The 16478-nt window shown below is 74.3% G+C and carries 16 protein-coding genes; 11 read left to right on the forward strand and 5 right to left on the reverse strand.

Annotated elements, in window-relative coordinates; all coding sequences use genetic code 11:
- Window positions 1-1066 (reverse strand): ALF repeat-containing protein (locus ACQRUO_RS25525; protein ID WP_428318393.1); only part of this gene is annotated, 1066 nt, incomplete at its 3' end.
- Window positions 1067-1264: 198 nt separating this feature from the next.
- On the opposite strand from ACQRUO_RS25525, the gene ACQRUO_RS25530 reads away from it, so the two are divergent.
- The 4 genes from ACQRUO_RS25530 to ACQRUO_RS25545 all read left to right on the forward strand — a co-directional run bounded on the left by ACQRUO_RS25530 (window position 1265) and on the right by ACQRUO_RS25545 (window position 4366).
- Window positions 1265-1432 carry a hypothetical protein gene (locus tag ACQRUO_RS25530; RefSeq protein WP_428318394.1) on the forward strand — a complete coding sequence of 56 codons (168 nt, stop codon included), beginning with the start codon at window positions 1265-1267 and terminating at the stop codon, window positions 1430-1432.
- Window positions 1433-1546: 114 nt separating this feature from the next.
- Window positions 1547-2071: a hypothetical protein gene (locus tag ACQRUO_RS25535; protein WP_428318395.1), complete on the forward strand. Its 525-nt coding sequence runs from the start codon at window positions 1547-1549 to the stop codon at window positions 2069-2071.
- A 49-nt stretch (window positions 2072-2120) separates the two neighbouring features.
- Window positions 2121-3593: a trypsin-like serine protease gene (locus ACQRUO_RS25540; protein ID WP_428318396.1), complete on the forward strand. Its 1473-nt coding sequence runs from the start codon at window positions 2121-2123 to the stop codon at window positions 3591-3593.
- Window positions 3594-3730: 137 nt separating this feature from the next.
- A complete protein-coding gene (locus ACQRUO_RS25545; protein ID WP_428318397.1) occupies window positions 3731-4366 on the forward strand; it encodes an NAD(P)-dependent oxidoreductase in 636 nt (211 codons plus the stop codon).
- 25 nt (window positions 4367-4391) lie between these two features.
- On the opposite strand, the gene ACQRUO_RS25550 is transcribed toward ACQRUO_RS25545, so the two are convergent.
- Entirely contained in the window at window positions 4392-5165 is a 774-nt protein-coding gene (locus ACQRUO_RS25550) for a class I SAM-dependent methyltransferase (protein ID WP_428318398.1), read from the reverse strand.
- A 118-nt stretch (window positions 5166-5283) separates the two neighbouring features.
- On the opposite strand from ACQRUO_RS25550, the gene ACQRUO_RS25555 reads away from it, so the two are divergent.
- Window positions 5284-6225 (forward strand): molybdopterin-dependent oxidoreductase, encoded by a 942-nt coding sequence (locus ACQRUO_RS25555; RefSeq protein ID WP_428318399.1) that lies wholly within the window; start codon window positions 5284-5286, stop codon window positions 6223-6225.
- A gap of 66 nt (window positions 6226-6291) precedes the next feature.
- Here the strand turns inward: ACQRUO_RS25555 and ACQRUO_RS25560 are convergent, their stop codons facing one another.
- A complete protein-coding gene (locus tag ACQRUO_RS25560) occupies window positions 6292-6591 on the reverse strand; it encodes a DUF1963 domain-containing protein (RefSeq protein ID WP_428318400.1) in 300 nt (99 codons plus the stop codon).
- Window positions 6592-6910: 319 nt separating this feature from the next.
- Here ACQRUO_RS25560 and ACQRUO_RS25565 point away from each other — a divergent pair, with 319 nt between their 5' ends.
- Genes ACQRUO_RS25565 through ACQRUO_RS25575 form a run of 3 tightly spaced genes read left to right on the forward strand, consistent with a single transcriptional unit; the run spans window position 6911 to window position 10936 of the window.
- Entirely contained in the window at window positions 6911-8677 is a 1767-nt protein-coding gene (locus ACQRUO_RS25565) for a hypothetical protein (RefSeq protein WP_428318401.1), read from the forward strand.
- Window positions 8678-8727: 50 nt separating this feature from the next.
- On the forward strand, window positions 8728-9189 hold the full coding sequence (locus ACQRUO_RS25570; protein WP_428318402.1) for a hypothetical protein: 462 nt from the start codon (window positions 8728-8730) through the stop codon (window positions 9187-9189).
- A 37-nt stretch (window positions 9190-9226) separates the two neighbouring features.
- Window positions 9227-10936 (forward strand): hypothetical protein, encoded by a 1710-nt coding sequence (locus ACQRUO_RS25575; protein WP_428318403.1) that lies wholly within the window; start codon window positions 9227-9229, stop codon window positions 10934-10936.
- Between the two features lie 20 nt (window positions 10937-10956).
- Here the strand turns inward: ACQRUO_RS25575 and ACQRUO_RS25580 are convergent, their stop codons facing one another.
- Window positions 10957-12315 carry a cation:proton antiporter gene (locus ACQRUO_RS25580; protein ID WP_428318404.1) on the reverse strand — a complete coding sequence of 453 codons (1359 nt, stop codon included), beginning with the start codon at window positions 12313-12315 and terminating at the stop codon, window positions 10957-10959.
- 318 nt (window positions 12316-12633) lie between these two features.
- Here ACQRUO_RS25580 and ACQRUO_RS25585 point away from each other — a divergent pair, with 318 nt between their 5' ends.
- Window positions 12634-13974 carry a hypothetical protein gene (locus ACQRUO_RS25585; protein WP_428318405.1) on the forward strand — a complete coding sequence of 447 codons (1341 nt, stop codon included), beginning with the start codon at window positions 12634-12636 and terminating at the stop codon, window positions 13972-13974.
- Between the two features lie 31 nt (window positions 13975-14005).
- Window positions 14006-14590 (forward strand): GNAT family N-acetyltransferase, encoded by a 585-nt coding sequence (locus tag ACQRUO_RS25590; RefSeq protein WP_428318406.1) that lies wholly within the window; start codon window positions 14006-14008, stop codon window positions 14588-14590.
- Window positions 14591-14623: 33 nt separating this feature from the next.
- On the opposite strand, the gene ACQRUO_RS25595 is transcribed toward ACQRUO_RS25590, so the two are convergent.
- Window positions 14624-15118, reverse strand: a complete 495-nt coding sequence (locus tag ACQRUO_RS25595) for a MarR family winged helix-turn-helix transcriptional regulator (RefSeq protein ID WP_428318407.1) — start codon at window positions 15116-15118, stop codon at window positions 14624-14626.
- A 219-nt stretch (window positions 15119-15337) separates the two neighbouring features.
- Between ACQRUO_RS25595 and ACQRUO_RS25600 the strand changes: the two genes are divergently transcribed.
- Window positions 15338-16408: an alkene reductase gene (locus ACQRUO_RS25600; RefSeq protein ID WP_428318408.1), complete on the forward strand. Its 1071-nt coding sequence runs from the start codon at window positions 15338-15340 to the stop codon at window positions 16406-16408.
- Window positions 16409-16478: the final 70 nt, after the last annotated feature.

The raw sequence follows: 16478 nt of genomic DNA on the forward strand, positions 1-16478 counted from the left end.
CGGCCGCCTCGCCCTGGCGGGAGGCTGCGGCGGCGGCCGAGGTGCGCGCGACGGAGGCGGCGTTCGCCGCCCCGGCCGCTGCCGAAGCTGCCTGCGCCGCCGCACTGGCGGCCACCCGGGCCGAGGAGTCGGCCGCCTGGGCGGCACCGATCGCGGTCTGCCCCGCGTCGGCGGCCCGGGCGGTGGCGTCGGCGGCCCGGCCCGCCGCGGTCGCCGCCCGGGCCGAATCGTCCTTCGCCGCCGCGGTCTCGGTCGCCGCCTGGACGGCCGCCTGCCTGGCCAGCGCGGCCGCGTCGACCGCGCGCTGCGAGGCCTCCTTGGCGGCCTCCGTCTCCCGGACGGCCTGCGCGCCGGCGTCCCTGGCCTGCTGGGCCAACTGGTCGACGCTCGCCTGCTCCTGGTCCCGGGCCTGGGCCACGTAGCGGCCCACCCGCAGGAACTCCCGGACGTCGTCGATCGAGCCGGCGATCGCCACCTTGGCCGCGGCCTGCACCGCCGGCCCGCCGCCGCTCATCAGCTGGATCAGCTGGACCCGGTCGTCGTTGTCCCGGGCCGTGTACTGGCCGGTGGCGAGGAAGGCCCGGACGTCCTCGATGCTGCCGTTGAGCGCGGCCTTGCCGGCCGACTGCACCCCGCGGCCGCCGGCGCTGACGATCTGGGTGGCCCGGACCCGCTGGTCCTGTTCCAGCGGCGCCTGCCAGCCGTCGGCCAGGAAGGCGTGCAGCTCCGCGGGGGAGCCGGCGAGCGCGTGCTGCGCCGCCTCCCGCACGCCACGGCCGCCGAGCCCGAACATCTGGACCGTGCTGACCCGGTCGTCACTGAGCTCGGCGATCGCCCGCTCGCTCTGCAGGAAGCGGGTGACGTCCTGGTCGGTGCCGACCAGGGCCGCCTCGGCCGCGGCCTTGACGCCGGGACCACCGGAGATCCACAGCTCGACGACCCGGCCGCGGTCGGTTGCCGGGACCGGACCGGCAGCCGTCCGCTCGCCTGCTCCGGCCGCGGCTGCCGGGGCGGCCGCGCCCAGCAGCCCGGGCAGCAGGGTCAGCGGCAGCAGACCGGCCCCCACCGCACGGCCGGCGCGGCGCCCGGCCCTGCTCGTCCTCGTCGCTCCCCTTGCTCCGCTACGCACCAGGCGGACCTCTCTTACCCGTTGGCGGTGACCCGGCGGCACCCGGACGTCGCGGCGGCAGCGCCGTCGGCACGACGAGGAGTCGGCTGGACGGGAGCGCATGCCGGCACGCGGCGGAGAACCGGGATCGGGTCGGTGGAAAAAGCCATGGGAAAGGGCGCCCCGGCAGCAGGCGCTGAAATGCGCACGGATGCATTGCCGGGGCCGGATGGTTTCTTCTCCGATGGGCCCCCATGGCCGCTCGACAAGCTATCACCATCCATCGACGGCGAATTCACGGAATTGATGTCGGTCGACCTGTGATTCGCATCACGGGAATTGACATTCCGGGCTCATGGTATGTTCTTTACCCAATCTTTAGTGACGGGGCGTCGGTACTGGCCGACGTCCGGTCACCGGACCCCGAAGGATGATCTGGTGACACTTCGTGTGCGTGGGCTGCTGGCGGCCGGTGCGGCGGGCTCCGTCGTGCTGGTGGCGGGCACGGTGGCGATGGCGGCCGCCGACAGCGGGACGGGCGCTGCGGCCAAGCCGGCCGCCCGGGCCGTCCAGGCCGCCGACACCGCCCAACCGCCCTCCGTGGTGGAGGACTTCGAGTACCCCGGCGCCGCCCGGATCGCCAAGGAGAAGGGCATCGCGCTGAAGCGGGGGGACGGTCACATCCTGCTGAAGGACTGCACCGGCAAGGAGAACATCCAGGTCCTGACCCGGACCGACGCCGACGGGAAGCTCTGCTTCCAGGTGGTCGGCAAGAGCGGCTACCTCGCCCTCGAGGTGCCCGAGGTCTTCGCGCTGCAGACCCAGGAGCGCGCCGTCCAGGCCAAGCTCACCGCCGAGGGCAAGACCCAGGTGGTCGACGTCGCCAAGGACCAGCTCAAGGGCGTCGGCGAAGGCGTCGGCGCAGCACCGACCGTCCTGGTCGAACTCCGCGTCACCGGCTGACCGGCCGCCGACCCACCTCACCACCCCGTATTCCAGAGGAGCTCCACCCGTGCCCACTCACCGCACCCGCACCGCGTGGCTGACCGCGCTGGCCGGCGCCGCCGTCGCCACCGGCACCCTGACCGCCGCCCCGGCCGGGGCCGTCACCGGCGACCAGGTCGCCGCCGACGCGTACGCCTTCACCGCGAAACTCGACGTGGGCGGCGGCAAGCGTTCGTGCTCGGGCGTGCTCGTCGACCCCTCGTGGGTGCTGACCGCTGCCGGCTGCTTCACCGACGACCCGAACCAGGGCGGCACCCCGGCGGCCGGTGCGCCCAAGGAGCGCACCACCGCCACCGTCGCGGGCAACGGCGCCGACATCGTGCAGCTGGTCCCCCGTCAGGACCGTGACCTGGTGCTGGCCAAGCTCTCCCACCCCGTCCTCGGCACCGCCCCCGCCGCCCTGGCCACCACCCCCGCCACCGCCGGTGACACGCTCCGGGTGGCCGGCTGGGGCCGCACCAAGGACGAATGGGTCCCCGAGCGGCCGCACACCGGCACCACCTCGGTCACCGCCGCCGACGCCACCGCCCTCACCGTCACGCCCACCGCTGCCGGCGGCGCGGTGTGCAAGGGCGACGCCGGCGGCCCCGTCCTGCGCGAGAAGGACGGCCGGGTCGAACTGGCCGCCCTCGCCTCCCGCTCCTGGCAGGGCGGCTGCCTCGGCGAGACCGAGACCCGCAGCTCCGCGCTCGCCAGCCGGGTGGACGACCTGGCGGGCTGGGTGCAGTCCGCCACCTCCCAGGGCGGTCCGATCCTGGCCCCGGGCACCAAGCTCGCCCCCGGCCAGAGCGTCACCGGCAAGGACCTCCAGCTCACCATGCAGGGCGACGGCAACCTGACCCTCACGCACCGCGGCATCCCCGCCGGCGTGCTGTGGAGCAGCAACACCGGCGGGCACCCCGGCGCCTTCGCGCTGATGCAGCCCGACGGCAACTTCGTCGTCTACGCCGCCGACGGCAACGCCACCACCGGCACCGGCGCCCTGTGGGCCAGCGGCACCTACTTCAACAACGGCGCCTACCTGCAGCTCCAGGACGACGGCAACCTGGTCGTCTACAAGAAGGACGGCGGCACCGCGGTGGGCGGCGCCCTCTGGGGCGCGGGCACCCCCAAGGTCGCGCCGACCCTGCCCTCCAACACCCCGGTCTGGTCCACCCAGTGGACCGAGGCCCGCTCCACCGTCCTGGAGATGCAGCAGGACGGCAACCTGGTCCTCTACCGCAAGAGCGACGGCGCCGCGCTGTGGAGCAGCCGGACCAGCGGCAACCCCGGCGCCTGGCTGGCCGTGCAGTCCGACGGCAACCTCGTCGTCTACCGCGCCGGCGGTGGCGGCGGCACCGGCGCCCTCTGGGCCTCGGGGACCTTCTGGTCGCCGGGCGCCTTCCTGAAGCTGCAGGACGACGGCAACCTGGTCGTCTACAAGAAGGAGGGCGGCGAGGGCATCGGCGGCGCCATCTGGAGCACCAACACCTTCGCCTGAGGGCAGCCGCCGGGGCCGGGCGGCTGCGGGGGAACGGGATCGACACACGTCCACCGATCTCGGGTCGTCGTGGCGCGCAGCGGGGTAGGTAGGCATGCGTCCACGGTGCTGGTGAACCTACTCTGCTGGGAGTCGTCATGAAGCTCACTGTTCTCGGGGCCACGGGTGGCGTCGGGCGGCATCTCGTCGCCCACGCCCTGGCCGACGGTCACCAGGTCACCGCCGCGGTACGCGATCCCGCGCGGTTCACGGTCGTGCACCCGAACCTGGACGTGGTGCGGGCGAACCCGCTCGATCCCGCCGCTCTGGGGGCGGTGCTCGAGGACGCCGACGCGGTGCTGTCCGGGATGGGTCAGGCGAGGCGGCACGATCCGCTCAAGCCCGCCTCGACCTCGGCCCGCGCGGTGGCCGAGGCGATGGCCTCGGCGGGCGTGCGGCGGCTCGTCGTGGTGAGCGCGGGGACGCTCAACCGCTCCGGAGCCGGGCAGACGTTCTTCGTGCACCGGGTCCTGACACCGCTGCTCTGGACGGTGCTCGGGGAGCTGTACACGGACCTCGAGACGACGGAACGGATCCTTGGGGAGAGCGGGCTGGACTGGACGGCCGTACGGCCCTCACGCCTGACCAACCAGGCCGGCCGGGGCCGCTACCGGCACGCGATCGAGGCCGGTCCGATCGGGACCAGCATCGCCCGCGCCGACGTGGCCCGGGCGATGCTCGACTTCGTCACGGTCCCGGAGACCTTCGGCCATGCCGTCGGCGTCAGCAGCTGAGACCTTGTCCCTGGTGGAGTGACCGTCAGGCCCGGCCGCCCAGCCGGGCCTGCCAGATCTCCTCGCTCGGCCACTGCTGCGCCCAGGCGGCGGAGACTTCCGGGTAGTCGCGGTGCGCGGGCTCGGGCGCCTGGATCTCGATCAGGTCCTCGACGGTGAAGCCGCACGAGCGCAGCAGCCGGAGCAACTCGCCGTGCGGGATGGTGAACTCGAGGCTCGTGCCGTCCCCCTGCGCCCGCAGACCGAACTGCGGGCGCAGCAGCGCCGGGCCGGCCGGACCACCGTCGCGGGCGCAGAGCGCGAACAGCGGCGAACGCCTGACGAACACCAGCCGGCCACCCGGCCGCAGCACCCGCGCGGCCTCCGGGATCCACCGGTACGGATCGCACCACAGGGAGGCGCCGAACTCGCTCACCGCCAGGTCGAAGCTCGCCTTCCGGAGCGGCAACCGCTCCGCGTCGGCGAGCAGCAGCGGGAAGGCGATGCCGAACTCCCGCTGCATCGAGCGAGCGGTGGCCAGCTGTTCGCGCGAGACGTCGACCCCGACCGGACGAGCGCCGGCCCGGGCGAGCCGGGCGCACCCATAGGCCGTCCCGCAGCCGAGTTCGACGGCGTCCAGTCCGGCCACCTCGTCGGGAAGCAGCCCCAGCCGCGTCTCCGGGGTGTTCCACAGACCCCACGAGACCTCCGTGCGGCCCCACTGCTCGCGCGCCAGCGGCCCGTGCCAGGCCGCCGCCCGCTCGTCCCAGTACCGCCGGTTCAACGCCACGTGGCCCGAGTCGCCCGTCGGAGCAGTCATGACGCCATGAGAACAGGGGCGCGCACCCCGGGCCAATCGGTTTTCGACGGGCGCTGTCAGTCGGTCCTTGTACTGTCGATCACGCGCACCAGCCACATCGACACGGGGGACATGACGAATGATCAGGACCGATCCGGCGACACCCGACCTCTTCGTCACCCCGGTCGACGAGGTCTTCATCCGCAACCACCTCGGACCGCACCCGCGGCTGGACCGCGCGACCTGGTCACTCACCGTCGAGGGCCTGGTGGAGCGGCCCCTGCGGCTGGACTTCGAGGCCATCCAGGGCCTGCCGCAGCTCCGCTTCAGCGCCGTCCACGAGTGCTTCGGCAACCCGCTGCACCCCACCGTGCCGACCCGCGCCGTCACCAACCTGGAGTGGGCCGGCGTCCCGCTCGCCGCCGTGCTGGAGCTCGCCGGCCCGCGCCCGGCGGCCCGGCACGTCTGGCTGGAGGGTGCCGACTCGGGCGACTTCGCGGGGGAGAGCGGCATCACCTACCTCAAGGACCTGCCGCTCGACCAGGCGCGCGCCGAGGTCGTCCTCGCGCACACCATGAACGGCGAACCGCTGCGCCCCGACCACGGCTACCCGCTGCGGGCGGTGGCGCCCCGGATGTTCGGGACCAACTCGGTCAAGTGGCTGAGCCGGATCGTGCTGGCCGCCGAGCGTCCCGAGCACCTCTTCACCACCCGGCTCTACACCCGCGTGCTGCCCGGCGAGCACGAGGTGCGGCCGGTCCGCGAGAAGGACGTCTGCAGCAAGCTGCTCACCCCGGACGACGGGCGCTCCGTCCCGGCCGGCAGCTGCGAACTGGCGGGCTACGCCTGGAGTTCCACCGAGGTGACGTCCGTCGAGATCGCCGTGGACGACGCCGACTGGCAGCCGGCCCTGCTGGACCGGCGCGGCCCGGACCTCGCCTGGCAGCGGTTCCGACTCCGGTCCGACCTCGCCCCGGGCCCGCACCGCATCCGCTGCCGGGCCACCGACTCCGCCGGGCGCGTCCAGCCGCTCACCGGCGACCGGAACGCCGTCCACGAGATCCGGGTCGTCGCCGAGTAACCGAGTGACCGGGCACCCGAGCGGTGATCACCGCACCGAGCACCGCCCGGCGCTTCGAAGGCCGGGTCAGCAGCAGCGGCCGGTCGCCTCGGCCCTGCCGAAGTCGCCGGCCGCGAACGCCTTCGCCGGGATCGTGAAGTACAGGGTCCCCGCGTCGCCCCAGCCCCAGCCGAGCTCCGCGTCCTCCGCGAGCTGGAGCAACTGGACGGCGGGGCCGTCCTCATCGCGACCGGTCGGTTCGGTGTCGCCCGTCGCGGGCTCCAGCCGGAAGCCGCGCCGGGCCAGCGTCGCGAACTGCCGGCCGGCCGCCGCACCGAGCCGTTCGGCGCAGATCCGGCGCATGCTGACGGGGTCGTCGAATTCCATAGCAGGATCCTCTCAACCCCGCCACACCGACCACACGGTGGGGCCCGGCCACGGCCACCGGTCCTTCCCGAAACTGACGAACTGTCAACAATGCTGCGGTGTACCACGATTCGGCATCGTTTGGGTTCCGGACCGGGTGGAGATGGGCCGAAACCCTTCCGGTGACCGTGCCGCCCCCTAGTCTGAGGCGTGGTCAGCCCATCCCCTTTGCGGGAATTGGGTGCTTTGTCCTGTGCCCATCGCGGCCGCCGCCACCTGCTCCTCGCGGCCCGTGTCGGTGAGCGATGTGCACGGCACATGACGATTCTGGGAGGGATCCATGGGCATCTCGACGGGCACGATCCCGGGCAGACCCGAGCCCGGCGGCGCACGCGGACTGCTGGACCACCAGGCGGGTCTCCCCGGCGGGGACGCCACCCGGCACCTGTGTGCCGCGGCCCACCTCGACCGCGCCTTCCGCCAGGCGGCCATCCGCGAGTTGGTGGAGGAACAGCACCGGGTACCGGCCGCGTCCCCCGGCGTCGACATGGCCGCCGTGCTCGCCGCCTGCCTCCGGGCGCGACTCGAGGGCGCGGTGGCCGGCGGCCTGATCATCCTCGTCACCGTCGTCGGCCTGGCGGCCGCCCCGGCCGACGTGGGCGCCGCACTCGCCCTGGTGGCCTTCGTCCGCGCCACGACCTGGGCCTTCGGCCCGTTCCTCGGCCGCGGCAGGCTGGCCGGGCGCTCAATGTGGCGGCTGCTGATCCGCCGCGGCCTGGCCGCCGCCGGGCTGTCGGCCCTCGTCGTGACCCTGATCGTGTTCGCCCTGCTGCGGGCCGTCGACCAGGGCCTCTCCCCGCTGGGCAGCGGCGACTCGGGACTCGGCTCCGGCCTCGGCCAGCCCTCGGGCGGCTCCGGCCAGGACCTCTCGCCGGCCGGTGTCCTCGCCTTCCTGCTGGTCTGGATCGCCATCGGCACCGCGCTGCGCTACCGCCGGCACCAGCACCTCGCCGCCCTCCACCAGCCCGACGGCCCGCCCGTGGCGAACCCGCCGGCCGCCCTCGCCCCGCTCTTCGCCCGGCTGCGCGAGCGTCCCGCCGAGGCCGAGACGCTGTACAGCGACTTCTCCCCGTTCGTCGGCGCCGGCATCCGGCTGGAGAGCGAGGGCTGGTCCTTCCCGATCGAGCTGCGCCCCAACGCCCAGCACCGCGGCCGGGGGACCCTGCCCGAGGCCCTCGAGGTGCCGACCCTGCACCGCGGCATCGCCGCCGGGCTGGCGCAGCTGTCGCAGGGCGAGCTCTACCAGGGCGACATGCTGCACCGCCTCACGATCCGCGGCCGGGCCTTCCGCGCCGGCCGCCGCCGGGAGGCCCCCGAGGAGTGGTACGGCGCGCTCAGCGTCTCCGAGCCGGAGACCGGGGCGCGGACCCTGGCCCCCGCCTGGGCCGACCTGCTGGACCTCGGCTCGCACGAGCTCATCCGCCACTACCTGGAGGTGCGCACCGAGCTGTGGGAGGGCCAGCTGGTGGCCGCGCTCTTCATGCGCGCCAACCTCCAGGGCGGTCTGCTCCAGGTCGAGGGACTCGCCTTCGTGCTGCCCCCGATCGCCGAACGCTACCGGGTGGTGGACGACATCATGCCCCCGCGGCCGCTGCAGGACGGCGGCTGGGCGCTCTGGCGGGCCGTCAGGTCCTTCGCCCTGGACGTCGCCACCGCCGTGGTGGAGCCCTGGGCGGTCCTGGCCACGGCCGTGCGGACCGCCAGCCGCCGCCGCTGGTACCTGCGGATGCGCGAGCTGGGCCGCCCGGTGGACCACAGCCCCCGGGTGAGCCTGCGCGAACTCGGCGGCGAGCCCTACTACCAGCAGCTCTTCCAGGAACTGGACGTGCGCAGGTTCTTCACCAGCGTCCGCGAGCGGGCCTTTACGGCCGTCCTCGGCGAGCTGCGCCGCGCGGGCTACGACACCTCGGAGTTCGAGCAGGCCGCCCAGCTGGTGGTGGCCGGCGGGATGAACATCAGCACCGGGATCCAGAACATCAACTCCCCGAACTCCGGCAACCAGGCCGTCGGACCGTCCAACAACCTCCGCCTGACCAAGCTCTCCTGACACCCGGAGAGCCCACCCCGCCCGCCACCGCCGAACCGGAGGACAGAACCATGCCCACCGACCCCGCTGCGTCCGACTGGCGCCGCAACGAGGGAATCGTCAACATCCAATCGTCCAACACCGGCAACCAGGCCGTCGGGGACGACAACACGCTGACCGTCCAGCAGGTCCCCGCACCGCCCCTGCCCGAGCAGGTCACCGTCGCCGACCTGCGAACCGCCCTGCAGGCCGTGCGCGAGGACCTGGCCCGGCTGCGCGCCGAGGACGCCGACGCCGTCCCGGACGAGGACGCGGACGAGGCGCTGACCTCGCTGGACCGGGTGGGGGAGGAGGCCGAGCGCGAGCAGCCGCGACCCCGGGCGATCCGTCGCCACCTCACCTTCGTGGTCGACGCCCTCGAGTCGGCCACCGCGCTGACCACCGCGAGCGGCGGCCTGGCGGTCGCCGCCACCGCGCTGGTCACCTCGCTGGGCGCGCTGCAGGCCATCGTGCTGAAGCTCTTCGGCGGCTGAACCCCCACCACGACACCCACGCAGGGAGACGAGCACCATGGCTCAGTGGGAACTCGCGGTGGACGCCACCGCACTGCGGCCCTGCGCCGCCACGGCCGAGGACGGGCGCCTCGCGCCGCTGGAGCTGGAGTCGGAGCTGGAGCCGGCGCCTGGGCTGGAGCCGGCGCCGACCTCGGAGACGACGCAGCCCGAGCCGGACCGTGCGGTGGCCGATGTCGCCCGGGCGCTGCGGGCCGCGGCGGCGCGAGCGGCTGCGGAGGGACGGACGGTGACCCGGCTGGTGCTCGTCCACCCGGCCGCCTGGGTGGAGCCCGACCAGGCCCGGGCGGCGCGCGAGGCCCGCGCCGCCGGGCTGCCCGACCCGGTTTTCGTCACCGCCGCGACGGCCCTGGCCAGGTACTTCCGGGCCCGGCTCGCCCTGCCCGACGGTTCCTGCCTCGCCGTCTACGACGCCCGGACGCACGCGGTGGAGGCCGCCGTGCTCGTGCACGCGCCAGCCGGACTCCAGCTGCTGGGCCGACTCACCTTCCCCGGCATGGCGGCCGAGGACACCGGCGCGCTCCGCCGCGACCACGCGCGCCGCCGGGTGGCCGACGAGACCGCCGCCCTCCTCGACGAGGCTGCGCTCGGGACCGGACGGCTGGCCGCGGTCTACCTCACCGGCCGGGCCGCGCAGCTGCCGGGCGCGGCCGGACTCGTCCGCGCCGAGCTGGGCGTGACCGTCTTCGTCTGCGACCGGCCCGAACAGGCGGCGGCCCTCGGCGCCCTGCTGCCACCGGACGACGCCGGTTTCCGCCTCGGCCCGCCCGGGGCCGGCGGCCCGGTCGGCGCGTCGCCCGACCTCACCCTGCAACTCGCGGACTCGCTGGCCAGGTTCGCCACCGAGGCGCTCGCCGGGGCTGCGGAGAGCGGCAGCGGGGGCGGACACCCACCGGCGATACCCGCGCGGCCCCCGACCTCGCACCCGGCGGCGGACCTCGAGGCGGCCGCGCCGGCCGCCGCCGAGGCCACGCGGGCCGGGGCGGTCGGCGGACCGCCGCCCGCGGTGCCGGAGCAGCCCGGGACGCAGGCTCAGCCCGGCGTCACGTCGCAGACCGCGAGCTCGGTGGCGGCTCCGGATCCTGCTCCCGGCCGCAGGCGGGTGATCTGGTTGTCCGTGGGCATCGCCGCCGTGGTGGTCGGCGGGGCGTGCTTCCTGCTGCTCGGCGGGCACTCGACGCGGACACCCACCCCCAAGGCGCCCCCGAGCTCGGGGGCGCCGGTCAACGCCACCGCGACCCCGCCGCTGACCCCGAGCGCGACCCCGAGCGCCACCGACACCGCCACGGAGACCACGTCGGCCTCGCCGACCGACAGCACCGCACCCTCCCCGTCCGCCTTGCTCACTCCCTCCACCACACCCTCCCCCTCCGCCTCACCCAGCGCCTCCGCCTCACCCAGCGACTCCGCCTCACCCGGTGCCTCGCCCTCCTCCGTGGTCCTCGCCTACTACGACGCCATCAACAAGCAGGACTTCGCCACCGCATGGCAGCTGGGCGGGCGGAACCTGGACAGCAGCTACTCCTCGTTCGTCCAGGGCTACTCCACCACCGCCCGCGACGACGCCACCGCCCAGGACACCGGGGCGACCCAGTGCTCGGTCGCCCTGACGGCCACCCATACGGACGGCTCGGTGCAGCACTTCACCGGGGTGTACACCGTGGTCGACGGCGCGATCACCGCCGCCCAGCTGCAGGCCGCCTCCTGAGCCGTCACCTGCCGGACGGGTCAACCGTCGGCGCGGTGGAGCAGGCCGAGCCGGCGGCGCGGTGGCCTGACCACCGTGCGGGCGCTCTCCCGCAGTGGCCGCGCGGCGGCGGCCCGCCCGTACCAGCGGCCGTAGCGGGCGGCGAGCGGGCCGGCCGACAGCCCGTGCAGCAGCACGCTGAGACCGACGGTGACCGCGACCACCCGGCTGATCAGCTCGACGCCCTGGACGGGTTCCTCGGCGACCAGCAGGCTGAACACCACCGAGGCCAGCCCGCGCGGCCCGAACCACCCGAGGTACGCCACCGTCGGCGGCCGGAACCCGCTGCCGACCAGGGCGAGCGCGACCGGGACCATCCTGACGACGGTGAGGCTGAGCACGGCGTACCCGACGATCCGCCAGCCGAGGTGCTCCAGCGCGGGGCCGAGCAGCACGGCACCGAAGAACAGGAAGCTCAGCATGGCCAGCAGGCTGCCCAGGTACTCGGCCAGCTCGGTGGTCTCCTCGAGCTCCGCCTCCACCGCCGCCCGGGCCTGCGCCGTCTCCGCCGCCCGCGACTGCGCCCCCTGCGGCGCGGACGCGCCGCGCCGCAGTACGGCGGCGAAGGCGAACCCCGCCACCCAGGCACCGATGAACCCGCTGCCGTGGGTGACCACGCACAGCGTGTACGCCCCGGCGGCCGCGGCCAGGACGTACAGCCGGCGCCACTCCGGGGTGATCCAGCCGCGGGCGAGCGCCAGGCGGAGCAGCTGTCCGCCGATCCCGCCGACCGCCAGACCGAGCGCGGTGCTGAGCAGCAGCGCGTGCAGGAACGCCCCGGACGCGCTCTCCTGCGCGTAGGAGGTGCCCGGAACGGCCGCGAGGAAGAGGACGAAGAACGGCAGCACCATGCCGTCGTTCAACCCGCTCTCCACGTTCAGTCCCTGACGCACCACGGCCGGGACCCGTGGGTCGGAGATCGCGTCCTTGCCCAGGGCGGCGTCCGTGGGGGCCAGCAGCGCGCCCACCAGTGCCATCTCCCAGCCGGTCAGGCCCGGCAGCAGTGGCCAGGCCAGCAGCCACCCCGCTCCGATGGTGGTCACCAGCCCGATGGCCAGCAGCCGCCCGGGCAGCGCGCCGCCGCTGCGCAGGTCGGCGAGGCGGACCGTGGTGGCGTCGGTGAACAGCACCAGCGCCAGGGCGGCCTCCACCAGGGTCAGCAGCGGCCCCTTGTCGTGCTGCAGGCTCACCAGACCGAGGGCGGCGGGACCGATCAGGATCCCGAGCGCGGTGAAGACCATCGGGGCGGACACCGGCGTCCCGGCCAGCCGCCGGGAGACCAGCGCGTAGCCCGCGACGACCCCGGCCACCACCGCGCCCGTCCAGGTGGTGTCGCTCACGCGCGCCCCGCCCACCCGGCCGGCTGCCGCCGCTCACTCGCGCTGGTCACGGTATGGATCCCCAATCGCACCGCAGAGCCCTCTGGTGCGTCGACGCTACGGGAACCCCGGGTGACGCGCGGCAGGAACACGCCTGACCGGCGGATCCGGCCGGAGCAGCCGGCCGGTGGCGGCCCGGGTCACCGGCGCGGAGGTCCGCCTGCCCCGGCTGGGGGAACAGCGGTCGTCGGTGGTCGGCTGCCGGGTTCTGCTGGACCTGCGGTCCGCCCCTGCCGGGGCGGCCGTTCCGCAGCCGGAAGCAGGGTGAGGAACCAGCACATGCCGTCCACCGATCCCGAGCCCGATCCCGGTCCCGCGCCGGACGAAGCGGCGGAGCTGGCCGCGCTCCGCCGCCGGGTCGCGGAGCTCGAAGCGGCGTCCGGCCCGCCCGCGCCGCGCCACCACCGGCTGCGGAGCACGGGCGCGGTCCTGCTGATCGTCCTGGCCTCGGTGCTCTCCCTGCTGGCGGTGCTCGCCGTCTGGCTCAGCGACGAGGTGACGGACACCGACCGGTTCGTCGCGACCATGGCTCCCCTCGCGCGCGACCCCCAGGTGCAGAGCGCGGTGTCCGACCGGGTCAGCAAGGCGGTGCTGGAGCAGATCGACGTGCCCGCCGTGGTGAACCAGCTCGCGCAGGCCGCGGCCCAGCCCGGCGTGCCCCCGCAGGCGGCCGCGCTGATCGGCTCGCTCAGCGGGCCGATCGGCAACGGCCTGACCGCCCTGGTGGGCGGGGCGGCCGACAGCGTCGTCAGCAGCGACGCCTTCGCCGACGTCTGGACCGGCGCCCTCCGCACGGGCCACGCCGCGCTGGTCAAGGCGCTGACCGGACAGGGCGGCGGAGCCGTGCAGCTCACCGACGACCAGGTCACCATCGACGTCGGCCCGGCCGTCGACCGGGTCAAGACCCAGCTGGTGGACTCCGGATTCACCCTCGCCGGCCGGATCCCGACCGTCCACACCCAGTTCACGGTCTTCGCCTCGCCCGACCTCGCGAAGGTCAGGTCCGGCTTCCGGCTGCTGCAACTCCTCGGCGTCTGGGTCCCGGTGGTCGCCGCACTGGTCGCCGCGGCGGGCGTCCTCCTCGCCGCGAACCGCCGCCGGGCCCTGTGCGGGGCCGCCCTCGGCGTCGCGGCGGCGATGCTGGTGCTCGGCGTGGCGCTGGCCGTCTTCCGCTCCTTCTTCCTCGACCACCTGCCGGCCGGTGTCTCGTCGGGCGCGGCCGGCGCCGTGTACGACGCGCTGGTGCACTACCTGCGCAACGCGGTGCGGTCGGTGGGGGCGCTTGCGGTCCTGGTCGCCCTCGGGGCCTTCTTCGTCGGCCCGTCACGCGCCGCGAGGACCGTCCGGAGCGCCTGCGGCACCGCGATCGCGGGGGTCCGGTCGGTGGCGGAGTCGGCCGGCTTCCGGGCCGGCCCGGTCGGCCCCTTCGTCGCCCGGTTCAAGCGCCTGATCGGGATCGTGATCCTGCTGGGCGCCTCCGCGGTCTTTCTCGCCTGGGACGATCCGACCGGCGTCGTGGTCTTCTGGTTCGCCGTCGTGATCCTGGCGCTGTTCGGGGTCCGCGAGTTCCTCGCCCCCGGCCCGGGTGCCCAGCGGGAAGCGTCTGAAAGGGAGGGGTGACATCGACGGGCGCTGGGGGTGATCATGGTTCGTGACCCGCGCACTCTCGACCCCGCCCGCCGTGCCCTCCGGGGTGATCTCCCGTTCCCCGCAGCCTGTCCTGCGCGCCGCCCTGGGCCTGGTGCTGCGGCCCTGGGAACCCGCTGACGCTCCGGCGTTCCTGGCGGCCTACCAGGACGAGGAGATCCGCCGCTGGCACACGCGTCGCCCGCGCTGCGAGGCCGACGTCCAGGACTGGTTCGCCGGTTACCACCGGGACTGGGAACGCGAGAAGGGCGGCCACTGGGCCATCGCCCGGACCGACGGCGACGTGCTCGGCCGGATCGCCCTGCGCGGCTGGGACTTCGACGACGGCGTCGCCGGTGTCGGCTACTGGGTGCTCCCGGCGGCCCGCGGTGCCGGCGTGGCAACCTGCGCCGTGACGGCGCTCTCGGCCTGGGCCCTGGACGAGATCGGCTTCCACCGCCTGCAGCTGGACCATTCGACGCGTAATCAGGCCTCCTGCCGCGTTGCCCTGAAGGCCGGCTACCTGCTCGAAGGCACCAAGCGCAGTGCCGCGGTCCATGACGACGGCCGCCACGACATGCACCTGCACGCCCGGATCCGCCAGATGTGAGACCGGGTCACCCGCCCGGCCGGTAGCCGGGGTTCACTCCACCGGGTCGGCGGCCTGGAGGAGGTTCTGCTCCAGGCGTTCCAGGGTGTGCAGGGCCTCGGTGCGCTCGTCGGGGGTCAGCCCGGCCGCGACGAGCTCCTCGAGTTGGCTCCAGCTCTGCTCGACCTCGCGGCGCAGGGCGTGACTGGCGGTGGTGGGTTCGACGAGCGAGGCCCGCCTGTCGGTGGGGGAGGGGCGGCGGCGGACGAATCCGGCCTGCTCCAGGCGCTGGATGGTGCGGGTCATGGTGGCGGCGTCGGAGTCCAGCAGCCGCACCAGGTCGGTCTGGCGCTGGGGGCCGAGTTCCCACAGGTGCATCATGACCAGCTCCTGGCCGGGGTGCAGGCCGATGCGGCGCAGCAGTTGCCCGGCGTACATGCGGTGCAGCCGGGCGAGGCGGAAGATCGCGTGGCTGATCGGACCGCCGCCGGCCGCGGCCGGCACCGGAACGCTGACCTGGTGCCCGGCTGCCGGCGTGGACTCCGTCATCGCTTCCTCGCTTCCCTGGTCGATCAACCAACGCTACCGCGCTACGCGGACTCGCGAGGGCGTTACCCGCGCTCTCGTCGCGATTCGCCTGTTAAAGCTGCGTGATGTGCGTCACATGACGCCCGGGGAATGCCCCTCGAGCATTTACTTGTTCGGACAGGTACTTGCTACGTTGGATGCGTCGGAGTCACCGCCGATCCACAACCGAGGGAAGAGATCATGACCACTGCTTTCGAGTCGATCGTGCTGGGCGGCAAGCCCCTGTCCAACCGCATCGCAATGGCGCCGATGACCCGCAGCCGCGCGTACGGGCCGGGCGCGGAGCCGACCGAGCTGATGGCCACCTACTACGCGCAGCGCGCCGGCGCCGGGCTGATCGTCACCGAGGGCATCCAGCCCTCCGCGGTCGGCCAGGGCTACCCCGACACCCCCGGCCTGCACACGCCGGGCCAGGTGGCGGCCTGGCGGACGGTGACCGACGCCGTCCACCGCGAGGGCGGAGTGATCTTCGCGCAGCTGATGCACACCGGCCGGGTCGGCCACCCCAGCCTGCTGCCCGAGGGCCTGGTCCCGGTCGGGCCGTCGGCGGTCGCCGCCAAGGGCCGGGTCTACACCCACGAGGGGCCGAAGGACTTCGTGACGCCGAAGGAGCTGAGCGAGGCGGAGCTCCGGCAGACGATCACCGACTTCGCCGACGCGGCTCGGGCCGCGGTGGCGGCCGGGTTCGACGGCGTGGAGATCCACGGCGCGAACGGCTACCTGATCCACCAGTTCCTCGCCCCCAACACCAACCTGCGCAGCGACGCCTGGGGCGGCACGGTCGAGGGCCGGATCCGCTTCGCCGTCGAGGTCGCCTCAGCCGTGGCCGAGGCGATCGGCGGGCACCGGGTGGGTCTGCGGATCTCGCCCGGCAACCCGTTCAACGACATCGCCGAGGAGAACCCGGCCGAGGTGTACGAGGCGCTGCTGGCGGAGCTCGCCGGCCTGGACCTGGCCTACCTGCACCTGATGGAGGGCCCGGACCGCGCGCTGACCACGCGGCTGCGCAAGTCCTGGCCGGGCACCTTCGTCCTCAACCCGTTCACCCACCCCGAGGTCACCGGCCCCGCGGAGCTGAAGCTGGTCGAGGACGGCACGGCGGACATGATCGCCTACGGCGCGCTCTTCCTGGCCAACCCCGACCTGCCGGCCCGTCTCGCCGCGGGCGGTCCGTTCAACGCCCCGGACGCGTCCACCTTCTACGGCGGGGACCACCGCGGCTACACCGACTACCCCGCGCTCACCGCCTGACCGGCCACCGCCTGACCGGCGTGGCCACCAGTGCGGACGGCCGTCCCGGCCGCACAGTGAGTCAGAACGC

The sequence above is a fragment of the Kitasatospora sp. LaBMicrA B282 genome, assembly GCF_050325825.1.
In the GTDB taxonomy this organism is placed as follows: Bacteria; Actinomycetota; Actinomycetes; order Streptomycetales; family Streptomycetaceae; genus Kitasatospora.